Raw genomic sequence first — 26,900 nt, forward strand, 5'->3', positions numbered from 1 at the left:
CGGTCAAGCCTTCGCATGCCGCACCGGCTGCCCCCTGAGTTCGAGTACCGTCACCAGCACCATGACCACGGTCGTGGCCGCGCCGATCAGCAGCGGCGACATTTGGCTGGCGAAAGGCACCATCGCGGCAAGGATCGCCAGGCCGATGATGTGCGACAGCGGCGCGCGGCCCACGACGTAGCGCTTGAACAACAGATTGCCGACCAGATAGAGCGCCGAGCCGCCGATGGAGGTCCAGATCACGGCAGCCTCCGCATGACCGAGCGGATGGGCGAGAATCAGCTCGTCCGACACGGCCACCACGATGATGCCGGCCACAAGCAGCACGGGGATATAGGTGTAGGCGACACGGGCGATCCGCCCCTTGTCCGTGGCCGACGAAATGCGGTGATGTGCCGCCTCCTGGCCGACATTGAAGTAGATCAGCCACATCGCCACCGAGGCGAAGAAGGTTGTCAGGAAGGCCGCGAAATTGACCCATGTCCATTCGAGCTCGGCAAAGGTTGCGCCCGAGACGAGGATCGATTCGCCCAGTGCGATGATGATGAAAAGCCCATTGCGCTCAGCCATATGGTCGGGATCGACGTCCCAGTCGGCGGTCGTTGAGGCGCCGTGCCACGGCGTCCAGAACCCGCAGGCCGGCGAAATGAGTTCTATTGCCAGCGCTACGGCCCAGATCGCAAAACGGTTCTCGGGACTGGCAATGCCACCGGCGATCCAGAACACGCTCGCCAGACAGACCCAGATGGCGATCCGTACGAAATTTGTATGATTTGCAGGATTGTGACGCCTGAGCGCCCACATCATGAACAGGGTGCGGCCCAGTTGCATGAACACATAGGCGGCAGCGAACTGCAGCCCGCGCGCCTCGAATGCCTCGGGGATCGACGTCGACAGCATCAGCCCGCCGAGCATCAGCGCGAACATCATGCCACGCACCGGCCGGCGGTTGGGGTCGAGCCAGTTGGTCACCCAAGCGGTGTAATTCCACACCCACCACACGGCGACGAGCATCAGTACCGCTTCGAGCGTGCCTTCGAGCGACAGGTCCTTGAGCAGGAAATGCGACAGCTGCGTCACCGCAAAGACGAAGACAAGATCGAAGAACAGTTCGACGAACTCGACCCTGGCGCTTTCGCCCTCCCTCCGTACGCGCTGATAGTTGTGGCTCGCGCCGGTCAATGCCATGTCCGTCCCCTCTTATGCACGATCAAAAATGGCCGTTCCGGGCGGCCGCAACTCAGGCCAACGCATCGTTCCGACCCGATGGTCAATCCGGTGGCGGTGGCAGCGACCTGTCGGCCTTGCATTTGCGCAACGGCAGGATGTCGCCGGCAAACACCTTGGTGATGCGCTGCTGTCTGGCGTCGGTTTCGACGGTCATGCAAGCGCAGCCATAGCCGTAGCCAGCCCCCGGCAAATTGGTCTCGACAAACTGCCTGGGATCGAAGTCCGGCGCCTTGTCAACGTCGAAGGCATCGGCCCCGTCCGCCTCGCCCTGCGAAGTGATCGTCCAGGTGGCGTCCTTGTCGATGAGCCAGAGATTGCCCGGAGTCGGGCTTGCGTACCAGCCGCAGCGCCGTTCGGCCGCCGAGGCCGCGGTCAGCGACGCGACGACGAGTGCTCCAGCTGCAAGGAAGAGAATCCGCCGCATGCGTGCCTCCAGCGCTTCGGCAGGAAAACAAGGCCCGAAGTCATTTGCAAGCGTCGATTGATACGACGGGCGACCACACGCGCATCAGAGATGCGGGGCAAGCCCCGCGGCGGTGTCCTTGCTCGTCGCTACCGGCACGATCTCGAAGCCGACAAGGTCGGCCCATTCGACGACCCAGCGCTGCAGCAGCGTCACATCGTCAGCTTCCACCAGCATGAAGCAGCGGCTCATGTCGGCCGCGATCCAGCTGTGGTGGACGACGAAACCCTCCGGCGCGAGCCGCCCCTTGTCGCGAAACCGGCGATAGATCGCCTTGGGATCGCGCCCGCGAAAATCCTCGATGACAAAGAAAAGCATGTCGTCCGTGTCCCGCTCTCCGTTGAGAAGATCAGGGGACGCGGGAATTGGCAAGGCAGCGGTCAGTCGACCAGCGTGCCGCAACTCAGATTGGCGATCGCGCCCGTCATCGCGCCCGCACGGTCGGAGGCAACGAAGGCAGCGAAATCGCCGATCTCGGCCAAGGTGGGGAAGCGCCGGAGCAACGGCCCCGACGCTGCACGGGCGGCGAGCATGTCGTCGACGCTCATGCCCGCGCGCTCGGCAAAGCCCTCGAAAGCGCTGCGCACATGCGACGCGGCCAAAGATTCGGGGATGGCGTCCGGGCGGAGGCAGATCACCCTTATGCCGCGCGGACCAAGCTCGCCGGCGAGGATGCGCGACAGCGCTTCGACCGCGGCACTGGCGACGCCGTTGCCGAGGAAGCCCACGCCTGACAGCCGCGCGCCTGGCGTCGACAGGGTCAGGATCACGCCCTTGCCCCGCATGTGCGGCGCGACGGCTTTTGCGGTGACGAAGTTGCTCCTGGCATAACCCGCGACCGGCGTCTCGAAATCGGCAAGCGACAGCTCGCCGAACGGCGTGCCCTGCACATGGGCAATACCGACCGCATTCATGGCGATGTCGATGCCGCCGGCCTGTGTCGCCACTTCGGCGGCATGGCGCTCGACCGCCTCCTCGTCAAGCGCGTCCAGCACCGCCGTTTCGGCAAAGCCGCCTTCAGCGCGGATCTGGCCCGCGACCATTTCCAGCCTGTCCGGCGTGCGCCCGGCCAGGAACACGCGGGCGCCGTCGCGGGCAAATGCCCTGGCCGCGGCCCCTCCGATCGCGCCACCGCCGCCATAGACGATAGCCGTCCTGTTCTTGAGCAGCATGTCACCCTCCCTTGGCAGCCGTCTGCGAGCCGTCGATGCGCCGGCCGTACTCGGCCACGAGCCGCGTATGCGTCCTCCAGAAGCCGTCGGGCTCGCTGCCCTCCAGCCTGGCTGCCAATATGTCGAGATGGGTGTGCCAGCCGGCGGCGACGTTCAGCAGTGCACCGTCTTCGGCGAGACGGCGGTGGGTCACCGTCAGCAGCACCTTGCCGTTGCGGGGTGCCAGTTCGAAGCGCACTTCCGAGCTTTCGCCCGGTGCGCCGCCCCAGCTGTAGGCGAGCAGATGCGGCGGCTCGCAGGCGATGATCTCGCCAGGCACCCGATGCTCGGCGAAGGCGGCCATGTGTGCCGGCGGCGGATCGTCGTTGCGGGTCAGCTCGGAATTGCGGAAGACGTTTTCGACATGTCCGCCAAGCTTCAGCTCCATCGGCCCGGCGGCGAGCCACTGCCGGCGCTTGTCCGAGTCGGTCAGATAGCTCCAGATGCGCTCGATAGGCCCAGGCAGCAGACGTTCGATGCGCACCGCGCCGGGTTCGGTGACGATGCCATAAGAAGTGTGGATGTTCATGACTTACTCCCTTTCTTCTTCGCGTCAGTGTTTGTTTCGGTTTGCTTCTTCGCCTCGCCGCGATCCTCGGCCACCAGAAGGGCTTCGAGGACATCGAGTTGCTGGTTCCAGAACCTCTCGTAGTGCCGCATCCATTCGACGCCGGCATGCATGGGCAGCGCGTCGAGGCTGCAGACGTGCGTGCGCCCCTGGACGCTGCGTTTCACCAGCCCCGCCTTTTCCAGCACCTTGATGTGCTTGGACGCCGCGGCCAGCGACATGTCGAAGGGTGCTGCCAGGTCGCCAACATTGCGCGGCCCCCTGGCCAGCCCGTTGAGCATCGCCCTGCGGGTCGGGTCGGACAGCGCGTGAAAAATTGTGTCGAGACGCTCTGAATCTTCAACCATAAGGTTGAATGTAGCACCGCCATTCCGAATGATCAACCATTTGGTATAATGATTTTCAGGCTACTTGCCGTTGCGCTCCAGCCGGTCGAGGAACCACTGGGTCAGCCGCACCCAGATCTCGTCCTTCTCGCCCGAATCCTCGACGCCGTGGTCGAGGTTGGGGTTGTCGTTGACTTCGATGACGAACACGCCGTCCTTTGTCTCCTTGAGGTCGACGCCATAGAGCCCGTCGCCGATGCAGCGCGCGGCGCGCACGGCGGTGTCGATGACATGTGCCGGTGCATGCTTGAGCGTGAACGTCTTGATGCCGCCCTCGACCGGCTTGCCCTTGCTGTCGTGATTGACGATCTGCCAGTGCTTCTTGGCCATCAGGTAGTGGATGGCAAACAGCGGCTGGCCGCCGAGCACGCCGACGCGCCAGTCATATTGCGTCGGCATGAACTTCTGGGCGATCAGCAGATCGGAATCCTCGAGCCACGCCGTCGCCAGCGCCTTCAGCTCGTCGAAGTTCGACGCCTTCTTGACGCCGCGCGAGAACGAGCTGTCGGGGATCTTCAGCACCAGCGGAAAACCGAGTGTATCGGCCGCGAACTGCAGGTCCGACAGTCCGGCGATCATCACCGTCGGCGGCACCGGCACGTTGTTGTAGGCCATCAATTCGTTGAGATAGACCTTGTTGGTGCAGCGGATCATCGACAGCGGGTCGTCGATGACAGGCATGCCCTCCTGCTGTGCGCGGCGGGCGAAGCGGTAGGTGTGGTTCGAGATCGACGTCGTCTCGCGAATGAACAACGCGTCGTAGTTGGCGAGCTTGGCGAGGTCCTTCTTGGTGATCGGCTCGACCTCGACGCCCATCTTCTCGGCGATGCGGGCCCAGTGACGCAACGAAGAGATCGCCGAAGGCGGCAGCTGCTCGTGTGGGTCTATCAGGGTGGCAAAGGTGAAGCGCGAAGGCGTGCGGGCCTTGGTGTCGCGCCATTCCCGGCTGGTATAGGTGTCGAGGGCTGCCACGAAGCGCTTCTTGTCGGCGTCGTCGAGCCGGCCGAGCGCAGCAAAGCCGATCTTGTGGATCGCAGCCCATTCGCCGTCCTTGATCGCCACTTCCAGCGCCGGCGCGCGGAACCAGTCGAACAGAAGCTTGGCAAAACGATCCCAGGCCTTGGACGGGCCGATGCCGAAAAAGATCGTCACCTTGGCCGGAAAGCTGCCGCCCAGATCCTTGCGGCACTTGTTGAGCGCCAATTCCAGTTCCGGCAGCGCGTTTTCGTAGAGCTTGCGCTCCGACAGGTCGATCATGGTCTCGACCGTCGGGATCACCTTGTGCCCGCGCGAGCTCGCCAGCAGCGAGGCGTAGTAACCCCGGCTCTGGTAGCTGTAGCGGTTCGACAGGTTGATCACCTTCGGCCGCTGGCCGCGAAACAGCGAGGGATGGGCGAGATAGTCGCGGTTGGTGATGATCTTGTGCGGCGTCGCCGTCTGGTCGAGATCGCTTTGGCGGCCGGTAAGAATGACCCAGGTCATCGTTTCCTAAGCTTTCCGAGAATGATCGCGGCGCGCAGGCCATCGCGGCCGAACTGCGCCATGCGCATGAAGATGTCGTAGGGAACCGGAATGTTGGCGGCGTCAGATGCCGTCTCGCGCTGTTCGTCCTCGATCCACGGGTCGTGGATCAGGATGTGGCCGCCATCGTCGCCGATGGCCAGAACCCAGTGCGGCACCTTCTTGCCGAACATCAGGAAGCCCGAAATCAGCACCAGCACGAGCTTGCCTTCGGCGAGCCTCGACCTGATGTCGTCGATGCCGAACGGGCGGTAGGTCACGGGAATCGCGTATTTCTCGGCGCGGTTGCGGAAGTCGGCCTGTGCCAACTCCATGACCCGCCGCTTTTCGGCGGTGCGGACCGACTGCAGGAACAGCACGCCCTCCGCCGAGACGAGGATCTCGGTGCCGAGCCCCGCCTCGTGCGCCGCCACCGCAAGGCCAAACGGCTCGCAGCCGCCGGGCCCCGACATCATGAAGATGGTCGTCGCCTCGCGCCACAGCCGAACCTCCATCACAGGGTCCGGCACGAACTTGCGGTCGAAATTGGCCATCGCCATCATCAGGCAGCACGGCCCGCAGGTGAAGTCGCAGGTCTGGGCGTAGAACGGCACATTCGTGGCAATGGGCACGTCGCCGCGCAGCGTCTTTTCGAAGCGAAGTGCGACCATGCCGTCTTCGTAGTAGTCGGGCTCGTGGCCGATCCTGCGATAGCCGTTCCGCTCGTAGAGGCCAATGGCGCGCTGATTGTCCTCGCGCACCTCGAGCCGCATCATCATGCGGCCGTGCCCATAGGCGACATGCTCGGCGGCATCGAGCAGGAGGCGGCCAAGCCCCTTGCCACCGAAATCCGGGCCGATGGCGAAGGAGTAAAGCCGCGCCACGCCGCTGCCCTTGCGAAACAGCACCATGGCGTAGCCGGCGACACGTCCGCCGACCTCGGCGACAAGCGCCTCGGCGGTTTCGTGATCGATCAACTGGCGGAAGGAACGGCGGGAAATCCTGTCGCCATCAAAGACGGCGTTCTCGATGGCGACGAGCGCATCGACATCTTCTGCGCGGGCCGTACGGATGTCGGCAACCATGCGGTTCTGAGGACCTCGATTGGGCGGAGAAATGCCCGGAAGGATATGCCCCTGCGAAGCACGCTCGCGCTCGCATTGCCAGCGCAGTCACGCCTCGATTCGGGCCTTATTGTGACATGACGCCCGGGCTGGAGGGATATGAATCTCGTAGGAAAGGACGCCGAAATATCGGTGCGTCCTATGACTGGCTCAGGCCCGCCCCTGCGAGCAATTGCTTGTAGGCATCCTTCGCAACCAGCCGGAGTTCCGCTGGCGGCAGGGTTCCGACGACGGCGCAGCCATAGCCCTTTTCCTGCCAGTAGACGGCTTCGGGGCCACCGCCCGCGAGCGTATAAGTGCCCTTCGAGAGCTCGCTGCCGCCGGTGGTGACATAGACGGAAATACGATTGCCCTGCGCGTCGGCGTAGAGCATCAGCGCCGCCGTACTGCCTTCGGCCGGCACCAGGCGTCCGCCCAGGAGCTGGAAGCCATTGACGCTGAGATCCGGCGCCACCAGCTTCAGCCCGGTCCGCTTCGACAGCCAGCCGGTCAGGTAGGCCGGATCGCTGCCGTCGACCTCGACCGGCCGGTTCTTGTCGGCGGCAAAGGTCTGATGCGCGGCAATCGCCAATTCGGCCATGCGATCGTCGGAATCGGGACCAAAGCCGAAACCGCTCGCTCCGACCAGATATCCGCCGAGACCGCCGGCGACCAGAAGTGCTGCCGCCGCAGCCATGCGCCACCATGGCGGCGTGCCCTTGCGCTTCGGCGCATCGCCCTTGACCACTGCCGTCAGCCGCGCCGGCACGGGCTCGTCGAGGACGCCCGTGAACAGGCCGCGCAAGGCGGCATTGTCGGCGGCGAAACGCAGGCTCCTCGCCTTCATGTCAGGATTGGCCTCCAGCCAGGCCTGGTAGGCGGCGCGCTCGTCCTCCGGCAGCTCGCCGTCGAGCGCCAGGTGGATATCGCGGTCGGTGAAGCTGCGCGCGTTCATTTCTCGACGATCCTTATCGTCCGGCGCCGCGCCTGGTCGTCGAGCAGCGCCCGCAGTTCCTCGCGGCCCCGGGCAATGCGCGACATCAGCGTGCCGGCGGGCACGCCGAGCATCGTCGCCGCCTCGGCATAGGAAAATCCTTCGATGGCGACCATCACCAGTGCGGCGCGCCGGTCGGGGCTGATCTGCTGCAAGGCGTCGACGATTTCACGCGAGGCCGCGCTTTCAGCCTGGATGGCCGGCGTTGCCATCGCTTCGCCGGCGTCGAGCGGCAGGACCGCCGCTTCGCCGCGACGCTTCACCTTTCGCATCTGGTCGATGAACAGATGATGCATGATCGTAAACAGCCACCTCCTGGGGCTTTCTCCCGTTCGCCAGTTGTCCAGGCGCATCAATGCCCGTTCGAGGCAATCCTGGACGAGATCATCGGCAGAGTCGCGGTCGCGCAGCAGCGCGCGCGCATAGCGCCGCAGGCGCGGGATTTCCTGAAGTATCGCTGCCTTCTTTTCTTCCATCACTGCGGATCGTGGATCGCCCTTTGAACGTGCTGATAGAACGCGCCTTGCCTCAGCGACGCAAGCGGCCGTCGAATTCAGCCGCCAATCACCCAAGCATGCAACTAACGCTTGCTGCGGCCCTCCTATTCCCATCCATCAGAAATGTTGAAGCATGCGCTAGTTCAATTGATTTTGAACATGCGATGGGATCGGCTAAAAGTGGCTTCCTCACGGGAGAAGCGACGATGACGGCAGCGGCGGCAACCACCAGGTCGGGCAATACGGTGCCGTGGCTGATCATCATCTGCGGCTGCCTGATCGCGGCGCTTACCTTCGGGCCGCGTTCGGCGATGGGCTTCTTCCAATTGCCGATGCTCGCCGAAAAAGGCTGGGACCGCACCACGTTCGGTCTCGCCATGGCGATCCAGAACCTGTGCTGGGGCCTGGGACAGCCGATCTTCGGTGCGATCGCCGACCGCTTCGGCACATGGCGCGTGCTGACGCTCGGCGCGGTGCTTTATGCGCTCGGCCTCTATCTGATGGCCTCTGCCGACAGCCCCGGCATGCTGCACCTGAGCGGCGGCGTGCTCGTGGGCCTCGGCGTCGCCGCCGGTTCTTTCAGCATCGTGCTGGCGGCCTTTGCCCGCAACACCAACCCGAACAACCGCAGCATGGTCTTCGGCATCGGCACCGCCGCCGGGTCGGCCGGCATGTTCATCTTCGCCCCGATCAGCCAGGGCCTGATCGATGCCTATGGCTGGTCCGATACGCTCGTCTACATGTCCATCGCCATGCTGGTCATCCCGGTGCTGGCGATCCCGCTGATCGGCAATTCCAGCTCGGGTAAGGTCTCCCAGGCCGAAATCCAGCAAACGCTCAGCCAAGCCCTGTCAGAAGCCTTCGGCCACAGGAGCTACATGCTTCTGGTTTCGGGCTTCTTCGTCTGCGGCTTCCAGGTCGCCTTCATCACCGCCCATTTCCCGGCCTATATCAGGGACATCGGCATCGACGCCCGCTATGCGGTGATCGCGCTCGCCCTGATCGGCTTCTTCAACATCATCGGCTCGCTCGCCTCCGGCATCATCGGCCAGAAGTACTCGAAACCCCGCTTCCTCGCCTGGATCTATCTCGCCCGGTCGGCACTCGTCGCGGCGTTCCTGCTGCTGCCGCAGACGCCGACCAGCGTCGTCGTCTTCGCCATCGTCATGGGGTTGCTCTGGCTATCGACAGTGCCACCTACCAATGGCCTCGTCGCCATCATGTTCGGCACCCGGCACCTCGGCATGCTGGGCGGCATCGTCTTCTTCTCGCACCAGATCGGCTCATTCCTCGGTGTCTGGCTCGGCGGCTACCTCTACGACCACTTCGGTTCCTACGATGCGGTGTGGTGGCTTGGCGTCGCCCTTGGGCTGTTCGCCGCCGCCGTCCACTGGCCGATCAAGGAACGGCCGGTCACCAGGCATCCGGCACTGGTGCCGGCGGAGTAGTACCGGTTCCTGGCCTGACGTCCGATCAGGCCAGGTCGGTCTGGGCGAAGTCGTTGCCTTTGTAGACTAGCTTCGCCTTCAACGCCTTGGCGCAGGCATAGGCAAAGCAGTCGCCGAAGTTGAGATCAGCGGAATGGCCGACCGCCTTGCCGTAGCGTGTTGCGGCATCGACCGCCGCCCGTCCGATCTCATCCGAAATCGGGATCTCCTGGGCGTCGATCTCGACCATGAAGTCGTCAACCACTTGCCCTGCCTGCAAGACAAGCTCCGGGGCCGGCTTCCGGCCACCACCGGCCCTGGCCCGAGCAAGCGACATGATTGCTTCGAAACGAACCAGCGGCGAAACGTATCTCTCGCCGGCGGCGCTGGTGAGTTGCTTGACCAGTTCCTCCCAGCCCGGCTCCTGGTTGAGGACGGCAACGATGACGGACGCGTCGATGAAAATCACTCGCCGTCCCACATTTCGTCGGTGAACTTCTTCATGTCGAAGTCGCGGTCGGGCAGGCCCAGTTCCGCCACTCTCGCCTGCAGTTTGGCAAGGCGATTGCGCAGGGGGATCTTGGCGCGGTTGCGAGCAAGCTCGTGAAGCAGTGCGGTCCGCACCGCTTCGGTCTTGCTCGCGGCGCCGGATACGGCCTGCAATTCGGCTGCCAGCGCATCGACTTCGTTATCTCTGATGTAGAGAGGCATCTACATATCCCTTCTGGATATACAGATATTCCTCAACGCATATTCATTCAAGTATAAAAAAGGCGGGCATGACCTGCATGCCCGCCTTCGGAAGTGCCTAGGTCGCTCAGAACCGGTAGTTCAGGCCGGCCTTCAGCGTGTTGCTGTCGAGCTCGTCGGCCTGCTTGACGCCGCCGACGGTCGACCGCACCTTGCCATAGTCGACACGGTTGTACTCGATCTTGGCGGTGACCTTGTCGCTGATCGCCTGTTCGACGCCGGCGCCGAGCAGGAGGCCGCCTTCCCAGTTGCTGCCGGAGCTGACGTTGCGCCTGGCGTCAAACTTGGAGACGCCGTAGCCGGCGGTTCCATAGACCAGCGTGCGGTCCATCGCGACGCCGGCACGGGCCTTGGCGGCCGCGTCGAACTTGCGCTCGAGCTGGGCCCCATTGGCGATGTTGTGGCGGGCGCCGTTGGAGAAGCTGGCGTCGGCCTCGGCGCCGTAGACGAACATGCCGGACTGGAAGTTGGCGCCGACCTGGCCGCCAAGCTGCCAGCCGGTCTTGCTCGAGAACGGGTTCGGGAAACCGTCATTGGAAAGCCCGACATGGCCGCCACCATAGATGCCCGACCAGTCATAGGCGCCAGAGCTTTCCTGGGAGTAATCCGATGCCACGTCGGCCGCATTGGCGACGACGGAAGTGACAAAGGGCGCGAGGGCCGCGAAGAGGACGAAATACAGATTTCGCTTGGACATGATGTAGTGCTCCGACATTGCTTGGGACAGCAAAGCCCGAGGCTTTGCGGTCCTGTGACGGGCTTTCGACGCAGCGGCAAACGGGGGAGGAAGTCCGCAGGCCGAGTCCCGTGCGCCATATCATTGGCGCGAGGCGACCTTCGTCGCCATTCGTTGCCGAAACCTTGCTCGATCTTAATAAATGCCGATCCGATCAGGCAATCTTTCGGTAATGTTAACAGATGGTTAACGGCATGCGCACCAGGCATCGAAGGCAAGCCGTGCAGCGCTTCGACCTTCCGGCAATCTACATTGACTTCCTTGCGCTACGAGCGCGCCGCTCGCGTCAGCAGGCGCTGGTAGAACAGCCCGATTCCGATCAGCACAGCGCCCAGCCCGATGAAGGACAGCGCGCGCAGCACGCCTTCCAGTTCGGACATGTCGAACAGGAAGACCTTTGCCACGGCGATCGAGATCAACGCCGCCGAGGCGATGCGCAGCACCTGCGACTTCAGTGTCACGCCGGCGACCAGCAGGCCGACGCCCATGGCAAGCCACAGCGCCGAATAGGAATAGGTCTCGACCTGGCCGAGGCCTGCCCACAGGCCGATATGCTCGCCCTGGAACAGCCGGCGCACCGACAGGGTGGCATAGGCAAAGGCGAGCAATGCGGCGACAAAGGCCAGCATCGCCGAATACCATTTCGGCCGCTTGCCCCTGGCGTAGTACGCCAACGCTGCTGCTGCCAACGCCGGCAGGAGATAGGCGAGGAACAAGAGGTTGAAGAATGGAATGCTGCCCGTGCCTTCGTCGGTGAACAGCGGATTGAGCACCAGGAAGTGCTGGCCCAGCACCGAAAGCACCGACAGCACGCCGATGGCGAGCGAGCCATAGCGCAGCACAGGGCTCGGCGAACGCATGTCGAGCGCCACCAGGATGCCGCCGCCGCCGAGCGCGATCAGCGTGTAGATCGCCTGTTCGGCCAGCGTCGGTGCGTCCGACGTAATGACGCCGCCATTCATCGCATGACGCACCAGCATCGCCACGGTCAGCAGCGAAAACAGGGCGGCCACCGCCTCCATGACCAGCCGCGGCCGGCCGTTGGTGGTGCGCGCCAGCTGCCAGGCAGCGAAGCCGAAGGCAATTGCCGGGATGCCGTAGCCGGGCAGGATCCAGTTGAAGACGGGCGTCATGCCGAGCCTGTCCGCCCCGACAACCGTCGGGTCGAAGGCGATTCGCGCCAGCACGGCAACCGCCGCCCCGACGCTCAGCCAGCCGAGCACCGGGTAGGCACGCTGCCGCGTCGCCAGTGCCGGAACCACCGCCGCAAGGCCAAGCAGGACCGTGGTCAGGCCCGAACCGAAGCCCATGTGGAGGGCCAGCAGCAGCGCCACCCCTGCCCCGCCAAGCACGAAGGAGACCGCCGGCCCGCCCTGGAGCGGCGGCTGTTCGGCACGGGCGATCCATTCGCCGCCGGCAATGAAGCCAGCGACCAGGACGGCTGAGATGAGCGCGCGCAGGAGATCGCGGTCGGGGTTGCCATAGGCGATCCACAGCGAAGTCAGCACGACCAGCGGCACCGCCACGCCCCACCCGGCCCAGGCTGCCGCGCGCCAGGGCGCCGTCGCCGCCAGCCGCTGCGCGCTCCACAGGCCGGTGCCGGCAAAGACGAGCCCAAGCAGCCAGCCGATGCGGGTCAGCGACGTACCGGCGATCTCGATCGGCAGGCCCTCAACCATCAGCCCGCCGATAGGCAGGTCGAGTTCGAAGGTGCCGCCCAGCGCGTTGCGCAGATAGACCAGCACTGTCGCGATGCCTGCCGCAAACAGCAGCGAAACAGCAGCCGGCCGGTAAAGTGCCACCGCCAGCAAGCCGACCAATAGAATGGTCCCGCGCAGCGGCCCGCCGAGCGCGGCGTAGGTCGGGTGGATGAACAGCACCATGGCGGTCACGGCCACGAAAAACGCCGGCACCATCGACGGCCAGTCCAGCGCCGTCATGTCGTCGCGGCGTCCAAGCCAAAGCAGGGCGAGAGCCGCCAGCGTGACCGCACTGATGAACAGGACGATCGTGAAATCGGCCAATGGCGCGTCGGCTAGGTAGAGCAGCGTCCACAGGCCGGTGCCGATGAAGGCTGCCCCCATCAGCAGCGACCATCTGCGCGTCCGGGCGACCGCCGCGGTCGCCACGAGAACGATGGCGAGGTAGCCGAACAAGGCCCAGAAATTGGGCGCCGCGGACGCAATCAGCGCCGGTGTCACCATCGCGCCAAGCAGGCCGAGGCCCGCCAGCGGCTGACCGTGGGCGAGTGCGGCGCCGATCGTCGCCACGCCGACGATCCCAAGCAGGACGAAGGCGGTCCCGGCACCGATGAAGCCATAGAGCCCGTGCGCGGCATAGATGGTGCCGAACAGGGTGAAGGCGCCCGCTGCCGTCAGGATCGCCGGGATGTAGGCGCTGCCGCCATTCTGGATCGGCACGCGGAAGCCGGTGCGGCGGATGAACTCGCCGCCGCCGACCAGCACCAGGCCGAGCAGTGCAGCCATGGTCAGCCGCGCTCCGGGGCCGAATAGGCCGGATTCGATCGAATAGCGGATCAGGAACACGCCGCCGAAAGCAAGCGCCAACCCGCCGACCCACACCGCCCAGCGCGTGCCGAGCGCCGTTTCGATATCGGGTCTGGCCGGCGCGGGTGCAGGTTCCGGCGTGGAAGTTGCCTGCGTGCCGCCCCACGGCCCTGCCTCGCCGGCTTCAGCTTCGGCATTGGCCGCCGCAGGCAGCTCTGCCGCGACGTCTGCGTCCGCTGCGGTGGCAATCGCTGACCCCGCCTTGGCAGGCATCTCCGCTGCAGCTGCAGCCAGCGCCTCGGGCACCCCTGGCTCCGCCGTCTCCGTCGAAGCCTCGGCAGCCTTTGCAGCCGGTGCAGGCACGGCCCCCGACAGCACCAGGCTGCGCAGCGCGCCCAGTTCGCGTTCGAGCAGGCCGAGCCGCGACTGCTGCTTCGATATGATGATGAACAGCGCGACAATGGCGATGACGCCCAGAAGGCTCTCAAGCATGGCCGTTCCCCCTCAGATTGGCCGGCTCACCGCGCCGCCAGATTGGCGACGGGAAAGATCGAACATGTTTCGGTGCCGAAGGCGAGCAGCTTGCCGTTGCTGTCCTTCAGCGTCGCCTCGGACACGGCGAGCGTGCGCCCTTTGTGGATCACCCTGCCTTCGCAGACGATCTCGCCGGTGTCGGGCGTGATCGGCCGCGTCAGGTTCACCTTGAACTCGACCGTGGTGTAGGCCTCGCCTTTTGCAAGCGTGCTGTGCACGGCGCAGCCGAGCGCCGAATCGAGCAGCGTCGCCGCCCAGCCGCCATGCACCATGCCGAGCGGATTGAGATGGCGCTTGTTGGGCACGCCGCGAAACACCGTCCGCCCCTCTTCCACGCCGGTCAGGGCAAAATTCAGCACCGCGGCGATCGGCGGCGCCGGATAGAGACCGTCGACGACCCGCTGGAGCAGTTCCCTGCCGGAATAAAGATGCACGTCCTCATGCGGGATCGTGCCCAGGCCAAGCGGCGAGACATGGCCGGGAAACAGTTCGACGTCGCTCATGCGGCGGTGTCTCCACGGGAGATGGCTTGGGCGGCATAGAATTTCCTCAGCGCCATCAGCAGGCCGCTGCGGGCATCGGGCACCTCGATGCCGCGTGGCTCGTAGACGTGGCGGGCAAAGAAGAAGCTCGACAGCCGGAACGCATCCTCGATCGCCGCGAGGTCGGCCCCTTGCCGCGCGCCGCGCTGCAGGAACAGCGGCAGCGGGAGCAGCTTGTCGCGCCACGGCTCGCCGGCGGCGTGCGATACGGCGCGGCCCGACTTCGGCGAGACATAGGTCAAATCCTCGAGGGCGCCGGTGGCGGCACATTCGGAGAGGTCGAGGCCGAAGCCGAGTTCGTCGAGCACCAGAAGCTCGAAGCGAACCACCAGTTCGCCGACAGCTTCGGCGTCGTTGAGATGCGCGATCAGGATCGCCAGCGTTTCGTAGAGACCGGCATGCGGGTCGCGCTCTGGCAAGAGCCTCAGATGCGCGGCCAGCGTCTGCAGGGCGTAGACGGCCACGGCACTGTCGATCAGCCTGGCGGCATTGAGCTCGATCGGCTCGGCCTGGAAAGTGCCGAGATGCTCGTCGAGCCGCGCCCGCCAGATCAGGTCGACGCGGTTGCCGGCCTGTAGCACGGGTTGCTGCTTGCGCGAGCGGCCGCCGCGCACCAGGCCGAGATGCCGGCCATGCGCACGCGTCATCACCTCGAGCACGGCCGAGGTTTCGCCATGCTTGCGGGTGCCGAGGATGATTCCTTCGTCGCGCCATTCCATGGCCGGACCATCAGCCGGTTGCGCGGCGAAATCAAGAATAATGGCGCGGCGCAATCACCGTTCCGGCAGCGGCGGGATGAGGGCGATAAGCAGCAATGCCGCAACGACCAGCGCTGCGGCCGCAATGGCAAGCGGCAGCAGGCCGAGCGTGATGAAGGGCGCAACCGCCGCGGTGCCCGCCGCCGTGGTGCCGAGGATCGCCACCACCACCAGCGCTGCACCGCGGGCATCGTCGCCCTGCGAGGCCACGACGGCGCGGTGGAAGCCAGGCGGGCCGCGGAACCCGAGGCCGAGGTTGAAAGGCACAAACAATGCGGTCACCACCAACGTGTTGGCGCCTCCCATCAGCGCATAGGCGAGCATCGCCACGCCACCAAGCGCGGACAGGCCCGTGCCGAACCAGATCATGCGCTCGGCGCCGAAGCGCCCGGTCAGCCTGCCGGTCCAGTTGGCAGCAATGATGAAGGTGGCGATGCCCGTGATCTGCATGATGATGAAGTCCTTGAGCCCGGCGCCAAGTGCGGCGACGAACACCGTCGGTGCGGCAAAGACGATCACCAGCAGCGCGCCGAGCGTGAAGGCATGGCTTACCGCGTATCGCAGGAAGGTGGCATCGCGCAGCAGATGGGCATAGCCGCCGGCTCCCTTGCCGGTCGTCAGCGCCGGCAGATGGCGGCTCAGTGCGCCGACAGCGGCTGCCAGCAGCAACGCCAGCACGGCAATGACGTCGAACGAGGCGGTCCAGCCGGCGAGCGACAGCAGCCACACGCCAGCTACAGGCGCAAGCGCCGGCGTCAGCGACTCGATGGAGCCGAGCAGGCCGAGCTTGCTGACCGCGCGATCGTCGCCAAACAGCGCCCGGATCATGCCCGGCGCGAAAACCGCAGCCGCCGAACCCGCCGCGCCCTGCAGGAAGCGCAGGCCGATCAGCATGTCGAGCGACGTGCTCATACCGGCAACCGCGGAGACCAGGCCGTAGGCGACGAGCGAAGCCACAAGCAGGCGGCGCTGGTCGAAATGCGCGCCAAGCGTGCCGAAGGCGAGCAGGCCGACCGCCGAGCCGGTGACGAATGCCGCCAGCACGAACTGCGCCTGGCCATAGGTTCCGCCCAGCACCTCGGGCAGGCTCGGCACGGCCGGCAGCACGAGATCCGTGCCGGCTATGCCGAGCACAGTGCTGGTCACGACGAGAGCGAAGGCGATGCCTGCATGGCCGCCATGCTTGCCGGTGGTCATTGTCTAGCCAGTCTTGGATTGAGGGCTTTTTTCGGGAGGGCGTCAGTGCCCCATCACAGACGGCGGGTCAAGCAAAGCCGTTTGGTCCAGTTGCATCGCCATCGCAGCACAACCTGCCAATGTCCAGTGCCAAAGCGGCCGCCGCCCGGGGACGGCGGCCGCCTCGCGTCAGGCCAACCGGGGGCGCAGCACGCGCGTTCCGGCCCAGTCGAGTGCCAGCATCGCCAGCAGCGAGATGCCGACGAGCGGAAAGGCGATGCCGCCGATGGCAAGGATGGCGATCAGCCCGCGAAACACCCTTGGATCTTCGGGCAGCGGCGGCACGCCGAGCGAGCCCGCCGGTCGGCGCTTCCACCACATCACCCCTGCCGATACGGCGAGCAGCACGATGCCCAGGCAGGCCGCCAGCAGCACCAGCTGGTTGGCGAGACCGAATTCCTGGCCCATATGCACAGAGATGCCCCATTCCATCCATTTGCCACCCGCACCGTAGTCGGCAAAGCCCATGTCGATCAGCGGCTCGCCGCTGTACTGGTCGAGATGGATCACCCGCTGCTGGCTGGCATCATCAGGATAGACTGAGCCGGTATAGACGCCCGTCGGCTTGCCAGGGATCGCGACCGCATAGCCGCGATGCAGGCCAAGCCTGTCGAAAGTCTCGACCGCTCTGTCCAACCCGATCGGCGTGCCTGAGGTGGCGGATGATTCCGGCAGCCTGGCCTGCTCCAGCGACCACGACGTCTTGGAGACATGGTCGAGGTGTTCGCCCGATATCGGCACGTCGACGCGCACGCCCGAGGGGTAGCCGAAATTGCTGCCGTTGGCCCATTCGTTGACCTTCTCGCCCCAGACACCCGACCAGGGCATGCCGGTGATCGCCAGGAATACGATGAAGAGGCCGACGAACAGTCCGGTCACCGCATGCAGGTCGCGCCAGAACATGCGGTTCTTCGGCTTGCCGCGCACGGTGACGACGCCGCCCTTCCTGCCACGCGGCCACCAGAGATAGATGCCGGTGCCGACGAGCAGGATCGACCAGCCGCCGGCAAGCTCGATCAGCATGCGGGCGCCGTCGCCGAAATATTTCAAGCTGTGCAGATAGCGTATGGTCCACATAACCGTACCTCGATCGGACAAGGCGCCCAGCACGGCCCCGCTGTAGGGGTTCACATAGATGGCCAGCTTGCCGAAATCGGACGTGGCGACGGTGATCTCGGCCGAGCTCTCAGGCGTCGCCGGGTCGAGGTACTTCACCGCCGTGCCGGGAAAGTCGGCCAGCGCGGCGTCCACCATGGCTTCGGGTGTCGCTTTGCTCTGCTCGACAGCGACCCGCTTGAGTTCGGAATAGACGGCAGCGTCGATCTCGTCCTTGAAAAGATAGAGCGCGCCAGTGACGGCAAGCGTGATCATGAAGGGCAGCACCAGCAGCCCGGCGTAGAAGTGCCAGCGCCAGACGGCGCGGTAGAGGTTGGACGCGGAGCGCACGGCGGCGTTCTCCCGTCCGAGGGTGATTTCGGACATTGATATCTCCATAGGCGTGGAAGCGCGGGCCGCGTGAGCCCGCAGGTTTCGACGTCAGACGGAGTTGTGCGGAGGTGCCCTCGCCTCGGCGATCACGCCGCGCAGGCCTTGGGGTGCCGCCTGCCGCAGCTCCGCAACGACGATGCCCTGCGCCTCGGGTCGGTCAATGATGAAGGCAAGCTGCTCGCCCGGCAGGCCGGGCACTGTTGCTGCCGCCAGCTGGCAGAGCGTGCCGCAAGGGCAGTCGGCGGGGCTGCGGGAGGGCTGCTGGTCGCCGCCTGCCGGGCCCATGCCGTCCATGGTGCAGATGACGCCGAGCGGATCGGCGGCGGAGGCGGCCATGGCACCTGTCGCTGCACCTGAAAGCAGCGCCTGGAACAGCAGCATGAAAGCGATCATGCCGGCGATGGCGCCAGCCGACAGCCTGTCCCGCAAGATGAGGCGCATCCCCTTCATGCCAGCGAAATGGCACGATTCCACAGCCGCGTCACTGCGGCACGAGTGTCAGGTTGCCTCAGCCGTGGCGCGGCCATTGGTGGTGGAGCGTGTCGATGACGAAGCCATGGGCGTGGCGGTGCCCGAGGCGGTGTCCGCCTTCGGCCCAATGCGGATCGTCGTCGGCAAGGCCATGATGGTGATGGTCGACGACATCGGGATCGGATGACGGCCACAGGAGCAATGCCACGGCGATGGCTGCCGCCGCGATGCCGGCCATGACGACGAAGGTCGCAGGCAGGCCGACCGTCACGCCGAGCCAGCCGGCGAGCGGATAGGTGACCAGCCAGCAGGCGTGGGACAGCGCGAACTGGGCGGCGAACAGCGCCGGCCTGTCTTCGGGACGCGACGAGCGCCGGAGCAACCTGCCCGCCGGGGTCTGTGCGATCGAATAGCCGAGGCCAAGGACGAACCACAGCGGCATGAGCGACGCGAAGCCCTGCACCAGCGTGCCGCAAACGAGCCCGACCGCCAACAAGGATATGCCCGCCAGCATGATCGAGCGATCCGGTACCCGGTCGAGTATCCTTGGCAGCATCAGCGCGGCCATCATAGACCCGCCGCCATAGGCAGCGAGCGCCATCGCCGTCGATCGCTGCGTCAGGCCGTATTCGCCCTGCACGATGACGACGGTGTTGACGATCACCATGGCGCCGGAGGCGGCAACCGCCATGCTGACGGCCAGCAGGCCCTGCAGCCGGGGTGTCGCGAGATAGATGCGCAAGCCGCGCGTCGTCCGCTCATAGATGCCGCGCGGGGCGGTCGCGTGCGGGCTGGGCAGCGTGACCGAGACCACCAGCGCCGCCGAGGCCAGAAAACCAACGACGGTGCCGGCGAACAGCTCGTGGAAGCTGACCACCGTCAGCAGCGCCGCCGCCAGGACAGGGCTGACCAGGCTCTCGAGGTCATAGGCAAGCCGGGTCAGCGACAGCGCGCGCGTATAATCCTTCTCGTCGGGCAGGACGTCGGGGATCGTCGCCTGGAACGCCGGGGTGAAGCCGGCCGATGCCGACTGCAGCACGAAGATCAGCACATAGACCTGCCAGACCTCGGTGACGAACGGCAAGAGCAGCACCACCGCCGCACGCACCAGGTCGAGGCAAACGAGCATCGAGCGCCTTGGCAGCCGCTCGGCAAAGGCCGCCGCCACGGGTGCCACGGCGACGAAAGCGATCATCTTGATCGCCAATGCGGTGCCGAGCACCACGCCTGCATCCGGCCCCGCCAGCTCATAGGCCAAAAGCCCGAGCGCGACGGTGGCCAGGCCGGTGCCGATCAGGGCGATCAGCTGCGCCGCGAACAGATGGCGATAGGTTCGGTTGGAGAGTATCTGGAGCATCTGTCGCCCTGGCGGTCTTCGGCGGCCCGAAGGCCAGTCAGTCGTTCGGCATCGGGCGCGACCGGCGTGGCCGGCAGCGGCGCCGTCCTAGAGGTACTTGGTGATTTCCTTGAACTCGTCGATCGACTGGCGCTGCTCGCGCGGCAGTGGCCCGACGGCCTCTTCCAGGCAATGGTCGAGATGGTCCTGGATCAGCGTGCGCTTGGCCTGGCCGACGGCCTTTTCGACCGCATGCAGCTGCTGCGCGACATCGAGGCATGGCCTGCCAGCCTCGATCATGGCGATGATGCCCCGAAGATGGCCCTCGGCCCGCTTCAGCCGCTTGAGCGTATCCGGATGGGATGCGTGGGTGTGCGCATGCGTTGTCATACCAGATGCTATCCCCCAGGGGGGTATACGGTCAATCCGCCTGACGCATTGAATTATGGATAGCTGAAGCAGGTGACGCGAAATCAGCCGTGCCGTGCGCTCAGCGATAGCCTGTCGTATCGGCCGGCTTGCCGGCATCCTGCACCTCGACGACATAGGGCCAGGCATTCGGCCGGGAGCCGTCGAGGTCGGTGAAGCCATAGACCTGGGCCAGGCCGCCACTCGACAGCGACTGGCCGTTCCACCGCGCCACGTCGGGATCGGCCGCAAGCGCCACCACAGCTCGGCCGACGAAGCGCGGCGTCTCCGAGATGGCAAAATGCGGGATGTTTCTGGTCGCGTCGCGCCAGTTGGCTTCGGTGACGCCGAAATGCTCGAGCATCATCTCCGAGCGCAGCCAGCCCGGCGTGATCGCCACCGAGGTCGCGCCATGCGGGGCGAGATCCTTGGCATGCGCCCAGGCCATGCGCAGCACCGCCGACTTGCACAGGTCGTAGAAGGGCGACAGGCGGTAGTTCACGGCGTTGTACTCGGCCGTGCCGTCCGTCACCTCGACCAGAAGCCCGCCCGGCTTTTCGATCATCAGCGGCAGCGCGTGATGCGCGGTGATCAGATGGGTGTCGATGGATAGTCTCAGCATCCGCAAGCCATTGTCGAGATTGTGATCCCACACCGGCTTGTTCCATTCGAAGAGCTTCTCGCCGCCCCAGATGTCGTTGACCAGGACGTCGAGCCGGCCCTGCTCCCTGCGGATACGGGCGACGAGGTCGCGCACCTCGTCGGAAACCAAATGATCGGTCGGCACGGCCACGCCCTTGCCGCCGGCGGCGGTGACCAGCTCGGCGGTTTCCTCGATCGTCTCGGGCCGGGCATATTCGGACTGGCGGTCGCGGGTGGTTCGTCCGGTAACATAGACCGTGGCGCCGGCAGCGCCCAATTCGGTGGCTATGCCCCGCCCTGCCCCGCGCGTCGCGCCGGCGACGAGAGCAACTTTGCCTTGCAGCGTCATCGAACTCTCCCAAAACTACGTTTCGTCGAATTGGCTCGCAGTCAGCATCAAAGCCGTATATAAATGAATACTCGTTTATAAATGAAAGTTCAACATGCCTCGCCCCAAGACGCTGTCCAACGAGAACGTACTCGAAGCTGCCAGCCGGCTGATCCACGACCATGGGCCTGATGCACTGACTTTCGACAGCCTGGCGCGCGCCTGCGGCCTGTCGCCTGCGACGCTGGTGCAGCGCTTCAAGACCAAAGCCGGGCTCAAGCAGGCCGCCCTGCTCCACGCCTGGGACGGGCTCGACGCCAAGACCACCGCCCTCGCCGCGTCCACGCCAAACACGCCCGAAGGCGCCATCGAGTTGCTGGTCGGCCTGTCGCATTATGGCGGCATCGAAACCTATGCCGAAGGGCTGCTGCTGTTGCGCGAGGATCTGCGCGATCCCGCATTGCGGGCGCGCGGCGCGGCCTGGAAGGTGGCGCTGTGCGCAGCACTCGAGGTGCGTTTCACCGGGGTGGCCGGCGCGCCCCGGGGCATCGGGCTGCTGATGGCCTCGCAATGGCAAGGCTCGCTCCTGTGGTGGGGTTTCGACCCGCAGGGCCGGGTCGAAGATTTCGTCGCCGCCGGCCTGCGCAGCCTCATTGCCGCGGCCGTTCCCGCGACAGGTCACCCCTTGAACCGGGCCGCCTCCTCCGATCCACGCGTGGCATCGCCCGCACTGTAGGAATGCGCGCCGACGCCGGCGAGCTTGCCGCCATCGACGATCAGATATTCCTCGCGGATCGGCCGGCCGGCGAACCAGCATTCGAGGATTTCGCGTGTTCCGGCGGCATAGCGCGCCTGGGCCGACAGCGACGACCCCGAAATATGCGGCGTCATGCCATGATGCGGCATCTCTCGCCACGGATGGTCCCTGGGCGCCGGCTGCGGGAACCAGACGTCGCCGGCATAACCGGCGAGCTGGCCGTTATCGAGCGCCCGGGCGACAGCATCGCGATTGCAGATCTTGCCGCGCGCCGTATTCACCAGATAGGCGCCGCGCTTCATCTTCGCGATCATCGCCGCATCGAACAGGTTTTCGGTCTCGGGGTGCAGCGGCGCGTTGATGGTGACGACGTCGCAGACCGGCACCATGTCGGCCGCCGTCTTGTGGAAGGTCAGGCCAAGTTCCTTCTCCACAGTCTCGGGCAGGCGGTGTCGGTCAGTGTAATGCAGCTTGACGTCGAACGGCTTGAGCCGCCGCAGCACGGCTGTGCCGATCCGCCCGGCGCCCACCGTTCCGATCTGCATGCCCTCGACGTCATAGGACCGTGCGACGCAGTCGGCGATGTTCCAGCCGCCGTCCACCACCCATTGGTAAGAGGGGATATAGTTGCGCACGAGGCCGAGGATCATCATCACCACATGCTCGGATACGCTGATCGAATTGCAAAAGGTGACCTCGGCCACGGTGATGCCGCGCTCCATCGCCGCCTGCAGGTCGACATGGTCGGAGCCAATGCCGGCGGTGATGGCGAGCTTCAGGCGGCCGGCCTTGGCGATCCTCTGCTCGGTCAAGTAGGCCGGCCAGAACGGTTGTGAAATGACGATCTCGGCATCGACGAGTTCGCGCTCGAAGATGCTGTCGGGTCCGTCCTTGTCGGAGGTTACGGCCAGGCTGTGCCCGGCACCTTCGACAAACTTGCGCAAGCCGAGTTCGCCCGACACGCTGCCAAGCAGCACGCCCGGCTCGAAGTCGATGGCTTCCGGCGTGGGCAATGCCTGGCCGCCCGGATAGCGGTCGAGTTTTGGCAGGCCGTCCCGCGCATACCGCTTGGGGTAGCCATCCACCGGATCGTCGTAAAGGACGCAAACAACCTTGGCCATTTCGTATCTCCCTTCGTCTGATGGACGAGGAGACGCTTGGAAAACTGACGCTACCCGAAATTTGCACGCGTGTGACGGAGCGAACCAGCCTTCAGGATTGTTCGTGGCCGGCCGGCTTGCCGCCTGGCGCTTCCTCGTTCGAGATGTTGCGCGCTCCAGAAGTTAAATGGCGGAGCCGGACACGGTTTCAAGGCCGCGGGCCGGCTGTCCCGTCGCTACTTTTCGCCGGGCTTCTTCTTGCCGGTCAAGAGCGCATAGACCGCCATCGAATGACCGTGGCCGAGGCCGAACTCGTCGCGCAGCCATTCGATGATCTGCCCGGCCTTTACATCAGGCTTCAGCTTGCCGCTGTGGGAAAATCCCTTGCCGTCAGCGAGTGCCAGCAGTTCCTCCGGTCCCTTGCCGGTCTTGGTCTTGATGGTGTCGAGATAGGCCTGGAAGGACATTTTTTCTTCTCCTGATTTTTGGAAAATCACAGTTCGCGCCGCCGGTTGGCGAGCACGCCGCCGGCGATGATGGCCACAAGTCCCACGACCGACAGCAGGGTCAGCACGTCGTTGAACAGGATTGCCGCCAGCACCACGCCGAAGCCCGTGCCCCAGTAGCCGAGCTGGCTGAAGAACACCGGCCCGCCGATCTCCTGCAGGCGGAAGTTGAGCAGGTAGGACGCCGCCGAGGTGGCGACCATGCAGCCGATCCAGAACAGGATGTCGCTGTCGAGAAAGACCCAGCTCGACGGCGCCTCGAAGAACGGGGCCACCAGCGCCACCAGCAGGCTCGAACTCAGCAGGATACCGCAGGAAAACGCGAGCGCCGACGAGCCCTTGGGCCAGTAGGCCGAGCGGATGATGTTGCCGGCGGCGGCGCAGGCCGGGATGGTGACGCCGAGCAGCACCCATACCGTCTGCGAGAAATCGATCTCGGCCAGTTGCTGCTGCACCAGCGCCGCCATGCCCGCAAGGCCGATCAGGATGCCGGCGAAGCGCCTCAAATACATGCGCTCGATGCCGAGCCCGGCGGCGAAGCTCATCGTCAGCAGCGGCGACAGCGAATAGACGGTCGAGGTGTATGCCGGCCCGACCCGGTCGACGATGTAGTAGCCGAGCACGGTCGGGATGGTGAAGCTGATGATGCCGAGCACTAGGTAGAGCACGAGATGCTGCCGCTCGCGCGGGATCCCCTGCCCCGAGGCGGCCAGAAGCGGCAGAAGGATCGCACCTGCGCCGACATTGGCGACCAAAGCCAGCTGGAACGGCTGCATGCCGGCATTCAGCGCAGCCTTGGAGATCATGATGCGCGTGGCGAAGACGAGGCCGCACAGCGCCAGCAGGATCAGCGGTGACCGCGCGGCAAGCGAAGCCGGGGAACGGAGAACTTCCTGTTGCGTCATGGCCGGCTCCAATATATCTTACCGGTAAGATAAATGACGGAATTATCTTAGTGTCAAGACATCTCGGCGAAAATATTGGGGAGTTGATCGACGACGGCCTGCAGGACGGCATCGATATCAGGCGGGCGCAATGGGCGGCGGAACTGCCCGGGCTCGACACCCGCGGCATGGCGATCCTCGGCCGTGCCCGCTGGATCACTCTCGCCGCCCGGCCCAAGATCGAGGCGATCTTCGCCTCCTATGGGCTGGACACCGGCGAGGCCGACGTGCTGTTCACGCTGCTGCGCTCGGGCCCGCCCTACCGGCTGCGCCCGACCGAGCTCTACCGCTCGATGATGATCTCGTCCGGCGGCGTCACCAACCGCATCGTCAAGCTGGTCAAGGCAGGATTGGTCAGGCAGGTCAGCTCGGACGGCGACGGGCGCAGCCTGCCGGTGGAACTGACCGAGGACGGCCTTGCCCGCGCTCGCGAGGCCTTCGAGGCCGACATGGCGGTCGAGACACTCATGCTGGAAAGTCTGAGCGAGGACGAACAGGCGCAGTTGGCCAAGCTGCTGCGCAAGCTGGCGCTATCGCTCGGCAGCTCGCCGTCGATGGAGTGAGGCGGCCGCCCCTGCCTCGGCAGCCGACCCCCTCGACGCCGCGCCTCCTTGCCGGATGGAGCTGGCCAAGCCCCTGCACAAACTGGCGCTATCCTTCGACAGCAGCACCGCGCCAGAGTGGCGCCGGGAATCACATGCAATGCCGAGGGCAACCGAATGAACCGCGACGAACTTGCCGCAATCCTGAGCCGGCAACCGGCTGCGATGGCGCTCTACGTCACCGGCAAGGGGCTCGACCGCCCCTGGGACATTGCGTCTGGCATGGCCGATGCCACGACCGGCCGGCCGCTTTCTGCAGACACGCCGCTGCGGGTCGCGAGCAACACCAAGACCTTCGTTGCCGCCACGATTCTGCGCCTGTGGGAACAGGGGCTGGTCGACCTCGACGGCCCGATCGCACCGTTGCTCACGCCCGTGTTGAACGGGCTGCTCACTTCTGCCGGCTACCGCACGGACAGGATTAGCGTTCGCCAGCTTCTCAACCACAGCGCCGGCCTGAACGACCACGCCGACGATCCGCGCTACTTCGAGACCGTGCTTCGCGAGCCCACGCGTTTCTGGGCGCGCGAGGAACAGGTTCGTCTCGCGGTCGAATATTCTAGCCCTCTCAGCGAAGCCGGAACCAGCTTCCGCTATTCCGACACCGGCTACATCCTGCTCGGCGACATCATCGAGCGCATCTCGGGTGAAGCGCTGGCAGCCACTGTCCGGCGCCAGATGTCATTCGACCGGCTCGGCCTCGAAGCCACTTGGTGGGAGATCTCCGAACCGCAGCCGGCAACGGCCGCGCCCCGCGCCCGCCAGTTCCTCGGCAAGACCGACGCCACCGACATCAGCGCCTCGATGGACCTTTATGGCGGCGGCGGACTGGTCATGTCCGCGCGGGACCTAGCCACGCTCTTCGCCGCCCTTTTCGAGGGCCGCGTCTTCACAAGCCCGGACACGCTTCGCCAGATGCTTTCCACCGGCAGCCATGAAGATGCCGACGGCTACCGCCTCGGCATTTCAGCCAGCCGCATAACCGATGTCGAATGCTACTCGCATCTCGGTTTCTGGGGCACCGCGGCCTACTATTCGCCAGCCACAGGCACCGCCGTCGCCGGCTTTGCGACCAACCGCGAGGCACGTGGCGCACTGGTATCGATCATCGAGCAGGTGTTGGCTGCAAAAGAAACATGATGAGCCCTTCGCAGATCGAGGACCTCGCCCGCCTGTTCGCGCCGCACGAGGCGCTGCTCGCCGAACTGCTCGCGCGCTGGGACGGCGCCATGGCCGACGGCGACGGCTCGCATGATCGCTCGCACCTGATGCGGGTGTGGAACCTCGTCTGCCGCATCGCGGCGACGGAGCCGGGCGCTGACATGGAGGTTCTGGCGGTGGCGACGCTGTTCCACGACTGCGTTTCGGTCGAGAAGAACTCGTCGCGGCGCGCCATGGCCTCGCGCCTGTCCGCCGATGTGGCGCGCGGGCTGTTGCGCCAGGCCGGCTGGCATGAGCACCGCACCGAGGCGGTCGCCCACGCCATCGAGGCGCACAGCTTCTCGGCGAACATCGAGCCGCGCAGCTCCGAAGCGGCCATCCTGCGCGATGCCGACCAGCTCGACGCGCTGGGTGCGCTTGGCATTGCCCGGGTCTTCTATGTCGCCGGCCGGTTGGGATTGCCGCTCTACGATGCGGACGACCCGTTCGCGCAACACCGCCCGCTCGACGACAGGCGCTTCGCGCTCGACCATTTCGAGACCAAGCTGTTCCAGCTGTCGGCAGGCCTGCTCACCGCCGCCGGCCGCGAGATCGGCCGCCAGCGTACCGAACTGATGAGGGCATTCGTCACGGATTTCGGCCGCGAGATTGCTGCAGAGCAATGAAATGCGAAGCGGCGCGGTCTGGCATCGGCAACGGCCCGGGCCTGACCGGC

The 26,900-nt window shown here is 65.5% G+C and carries 30 protein-coding genes; 5 read left to right on the top strand and 25 right to left on the bottom strand.

Annotated elements, in window-relative coordinates:
- Positions 1–3 precede the first annotated feature (3 nt).
- The 10 genes from GGQ99_RS09525 to GGQ99_RS09570 all read right to left on the bottom strand — a co-directional run bounded on the left by GGQ99_RS09525 (position 4) and on the right by GGQ99_RS09570 (position 7,931).
- Positions 4–1,188, bottom strand: a complete 1,185-nt coding sequence (locus GGQ99_RS09525) for a low temperature requirement protein A (protein ID WP_183262250.1) — start codon at positions 1,186–1,188, stop codon at positions 4–6.
- A gap of 82 nt (positions 1,189–1,270) precedes the next feature.
- On the bottom strand, positions 1,271–1,654 hold the full coding sequence (locus GGQ99_RS09530; RefSeq protein WP_183262253.1) for a DUF4087 domain-containing protein: 384 nt from the start codon (positions 1,652–1,654) through the stop codon (positions 1,271–1,273).
- Positions 1,655–1,738: 84 nt separating this feature from the next.
- Entirely contained in the window at positions 1,739–2,011 is a 273-nt protein-coding gene (locus tag GGQ99_RS09535; RefSeq protein ID WP_108609973.1) for a DUF3303 domain-containing protein, read from the bottom strand.
- 62 nt (positions 2,012–2,073) lie between these two features.
- Positions 2,074–2,865: an SDR family NAD(P)-dependent oxidoreductase gene (locus tag GGQ99_RS09540; RefSeq protein WP_183262255.1), complete on the bottom strand. Its 792-nt coding sequence runs from the start codon at positions 2,863–2,865 to the stop codon at positions 2,074–2,076.
- Between the two features lies 1 nt (position 2,866).
- Positions 2,867–3,433 carry an SRPBCC family protein gene (locus GGQ99_RS09545; RefSeq protein WP_183262257.1) on the bottom strand — a complete coding sequence of 189 codons (567 nt, stop codon included), beginning with the start codon at positions 3,431–3,433 and terminating at the stop codon, positions 2,867–2,869.
- Positions 3,430–3,819 (bottom strand): ArsR/SmtB family transcription factor, encoded by a 390-nt coding sequence (locus GGQ99_RS09550; protein ID WP_183262407.1) that lies wholly within the window; start codon positions 3,817–3,819, stop codon positions 3,430–3,432. The genes GGQ99_RS09545 and GGQ99_RS09550 overlap by 4 nt, the downstream gene beginning before the upstream one ends.
- 60 nt (positions 3,820–3,879) lie before the next feature.
- Positions 3,880–5,340: a RimK family protein gene (locus tag GGQ99_RS09555; RefSeq protein ID WP_183262259.1), complete on the bottom strand. Its 1,461-nt coding sequence runs from the start codon at positions 5,338–5,340 to the stop codon at positions 3,880–3,882.
- Entirely contained in the window at positions 5,337–6,443 is a 1,107-nt protein-coding gene (locus GGQ99_RS09560) for a peptidase C39 family protein (protein ID WP_183262261.1), read from the bottom strand. The genes GGQ99_RS09555 and GGQ99_RS09560 overlap by 4 nt, the downstream gene beginning before the upstream one ends.
- A 178-nt stretch (positions 6,444–6,621) precedes the next feature.
- The gene (locus tag GGQ99_RS09565; protein ID WP_108608751.1) at positions 6,622–7,416 is read right to left on the bottom strand and encodes an anti-sigma factor family protein; all 795 of its coding nucleotides are present in this window, start codon (positions 7,414–7,416) and stop codon (positions 6,622–6,624) included.
- Positions 7,413–7,931 carry an RNA polymerase sigma factor gene (locus tag GGQ99_RS09570; RefSeq protein WP_183262263.1) on the bottom strand — a complete coding sequence of 173 codons (519 nt, stop codon included), beginning with the start codon at positions 7,929–7,931 and terminating at the stop codon, positions 7,413–7,415. The genes GGQ99_RS09565 and GGQ99_RS09570 overlap by 4 nt, the downstream gene beginning before the upstream one ends.
- A 227-nt stretch (positions 7,932–8,158) precedes the next feature.
- Between GGQ99_RS09570 and GGQ99_RS09575 the strand changes: the two genes are divergently transcribed.
- Positions 8,159–9,400 carry an MFS transporter gene (locus GGQ99_RS09575; RefSeq protein WP_183262264.1) on the top strand — a complete coding sequence of 414 codons (1,242 nt, stop codon included), beginning with the start codon at positions 8,159–8,161 and terminating at the stop codon, positions 9,398–9,400.
- Positions 9,401–9,425: 25 nt separating this feature from the next.
- On the opposite strand, the gene GGQ99_RS09580 is transcribed toward GGQ99_RS09575, so the two are convergent.
- The 12 genes from GGQ99_RS09580 to GGQ99_RS09635 all read right to left on the bottom strand — a co-directional run bounded on the left by GGQ99_RS09580 (position 9,426) and on the right by GGQ99_RS09635 (position 21,136).
- A complete protein-coding gene (locus GGQ99_RS09580) occupies positions 9,426–9,848 on the bottom strand; it encodes a type II toxin-antitoxin system VapC family toxin (protein WP_199914498.1) in 423 nt (140 codons plus the stop codon).
- Positions 9,845–10,090: a type II toxin-antitoxin system VapB family antitoxin gene (locus GGQ99_RS09585; protein WP_108608754.1), complete on the bottom strand. Its 246-nt coding sequence runs from the start codon at positions 10,088–10,090 to the stop codon at positions 9,845–9,847. The genes GGQ99_RS09580 and GGQ99_RS09585 overlap by 4 nt, the downstream gene beginning before the upstream one ends.
- A gap of 106 nt (positions 10,091–10,196) precedes the next feature.
- Entirely contained in the window at positions 10,197–10,826 is a 630-nt protein-coding gene (locus tag GGQ99_RS09590; protein WP_246389462.1) for an outer membrane protein, read from the bottom strand.
- A 305-nt stretch (positions 10,827–11,131) separates the two neighbouring features.
- The gene (locus tag GGQ99_RS09595) at positions 11,132–13,864 is read right to left on the bottom strand and encodes a DUF2339 domain-containing protein (RefSeq protein ID WP_183262268.1); all 2,733 of its coding nucleotides are present in this window, start codon (positions 13,862–13,864) and stop codon (positions 11,132–11,134) included.
- A 26-nt stretch (positions 13,865–13,890) separates the two neighbouring features.
- On the bottom strand, positions 13,891–14,409 hold the full coding sequence (locus tag GGQ99_RS09600; RefSeq protein WP_183262270.1) for a PaaI family thioesterase: 519 nt from the start codon (positions 14,407–14,409) through the stop codon (positions 13,891–13,893).
- Complete coding sequence (gene recO, locus GGQ99_RS09605) at positions 14,406–15,167, bottom strand: DNA repair protein RecO (protein WP_108608758.1); 762 nt, start codon at positions 15,165–15,167, stop codon at positions 14,406–14,408. Before recO ends, GGQ99_RS09600 begins: the two co-directional genes overlap by 4 nt.
- 54 nt (positions 15,168–15,221) lie before the next feature.
- Positions 15,222–16,403: an MFS transporter gene (locus tag GGQ99_RS09610; protein WP_183262272.1), complete on the bottom strand. Its 1,182-nt coding sequence runs from the start codon at positions 16,401–16,403 to the stop codon at positions 15,222–15,224.
- A 168-nt stretch (positions 16,404–16,571) separates the two neighbouring features.
- Entirely contained in the window at positions 16,572–17,924 is a 1,353-nt protein-coding gene (locus tag GGQ99_RS09615; RefSeq protein ID WP_183262274.1) for a PepSY-associated TM helix domain-containing protein, read from the bottom strand.
- A gap of 54 nt (positions 17,925–17,978) precedes the next feature.
- Positions 17,979–18,371, bottom strand: a complete 393-nt coding sequence (locus tag GGQ99_RS09620; RefSeq protein ID WP_183262276.1) for a DUF2946 family protein — start codon at positions 18,369–18,371, stop codon at positions 17,979–17,981.
- Between the two features lie 67 nt (positions 18,372–18,438).
- On the bottom strand, positions 18,439–19,758 hold the full coding sequence (locus GGQ99_RS09625) for an MFS transporter (RefSeq protein ID WP_183262278.1): 1,320 nt from the start codon (positions 19,756–19,758) through the stop codon (positions 18,439–18,441).
- 87 nt (positions 19,759–19,845) lie between these two features.
- Positions 19,846–20,127 carry a metal-sensing transcriptional repressor gene (locus tag GGQ99_RS09630; RefSeq protein ID WP_183262280.1) on the bottom strand — a complete coding sequence of 94 codons (282 nt, stop codon included), beginning with the start codon at positions 20,125–20,127 and terminating at the stop codon, positions 19,846–19,848.
- Between the two features lie 100 nt (positions 20,128–20,227).
- Positions 20,228–21,136 carry an SDR family oxidoreductase gene (locus GGQ99_RS09635; protein ID WP_183262282.1) on the bottom strand — a complete coding sequence of 303 codons (909 nt, stop codon included), beginning with the start codon at positions 21,134–21,136 and terminating at the stop codon, positions 20,228–20,230.
- A 94-nt stretch (positions 21,137–21,230) separates the two neighbouring features.
- On the opposite strand from GGQ99_RS09635, the gene GGQ99_RS09640 reads away from it, so the two are divergent.
- Positions 21,231–21,851, top strand: a complete 621-nt coding sequence (locus tag GGQ99_RS09640) for a TetR/AcrR family transcriptional regulator (protein ID WP_183262284.1) — start codon at positions 21,231–21,233, stop codon at positions 21,849–21,851.
- On the opposite strand, the gene GGQ99_RS09645 is transcribed toward GGQ99_RS09640, so the two are convergent.
- The 3 genes from GGQ99_RS09645 to GGQ99_RS09655 all read right to left on the bottom strand — a co-directional run bounded on the left by GGQ99_RS09645 (position 21,794) and on the right by GGQ99_RS09655 (position 24,383).
- A complete protein-coding gene (locus GGQ99_RS09645; RefSeq protein WP_183262286.1) occupies positions 21,794–22,993 on the bottom strand; it encodes an NAD-dependent formate dehydrogenase in 1,200 nt (399 codons plus the stop codon). The genes GGQ99_RS09640 and GGQ99_RS09645 overlap by 58 nt on opposite strands.
- Positions 22,994–23,208: 215 nt before the next feature.
- Entirely contained in the window at positions 23,209–23,439 is a 231-nt protein-coding gene (locus GGQ99_RS09650) for a DUF4287 domain-containing protein (protein WP_183262288.1), read from the bottom strand.
- Between the two features lie 26 nt (positions 23,440–23,465).
- Positions 23,466–24,383: a DMT family transporter gene (locus GGQ99_RS09655; protein WP_183262289.1), complete on the bottom strand. Its 918-nt coding sequence runs from the start codon at positions 24,381–24,383 to the stop codon at positions 23,466–23,468.
- A gap of 50 nt (positions 24,384–24,433) precedes the next feature.
- Between GGQ99_RS09655 and GGQ99_RS09660 the strand changes: the two genes are divergently transcribed.
- The 3 genes from GGQ99_RS09660 (at position 24,434) to GGQ99_RS09670 (ending at position 26,850) form a co-directional block, all read left to right on the top strand.
- On the top strand, positions 24,434–24,985 hold the full coding sequence (locus GGQ99_RS09660; RefSeq protein ID WP_183262291.1) for a MarR family transcriptional regulator: 552 nt from the start codon (positions 24,434–24,436) through the stop codon (positions 24,983–24,985).
- 156 nt (positions 24,986–25,141) lie between these two features.
- Positions 25,142–26,164 (top strand): serine hydrolase domain-containing protein, encoded by a 1,023-nt coding sequence (locus tag GGQ99_RS09665; protein ID WP_210307757.1) that lies wholly within the window; start codon positions 25,142–25,144, stop codon positions 26,162–26,164.
- The gene (locus GGQ99_RS09670; RefSeq protein ID WP_183262293.1) at positions 26,161–26,850 is read left to right on the top strand and encodes an HD domain-containing protein; all 690 of its coding nucleotides are present in this window, start codon (positions 26,161–26,163) and stop codon (positions 26,848–26,850) included. Before GGQ99_RS09665 ends, GGQ99_RS09670 begins: the two co-directional genes overlap by 4 nt.
- Positions 26,851–26,900 lie beyond the last annotated feature (50 nt).

Origin of the sequence: Aminobacter niigataensis (assembly GCF_014200015.1) — a bacterium.
Taxonomy (GTDB): Bacteria; Pseudomonadota; Alphaproteobacteria; order Rhizobiales; family Rhizobiaceae; genus Aminobacter; species Aminobacter niigataensis.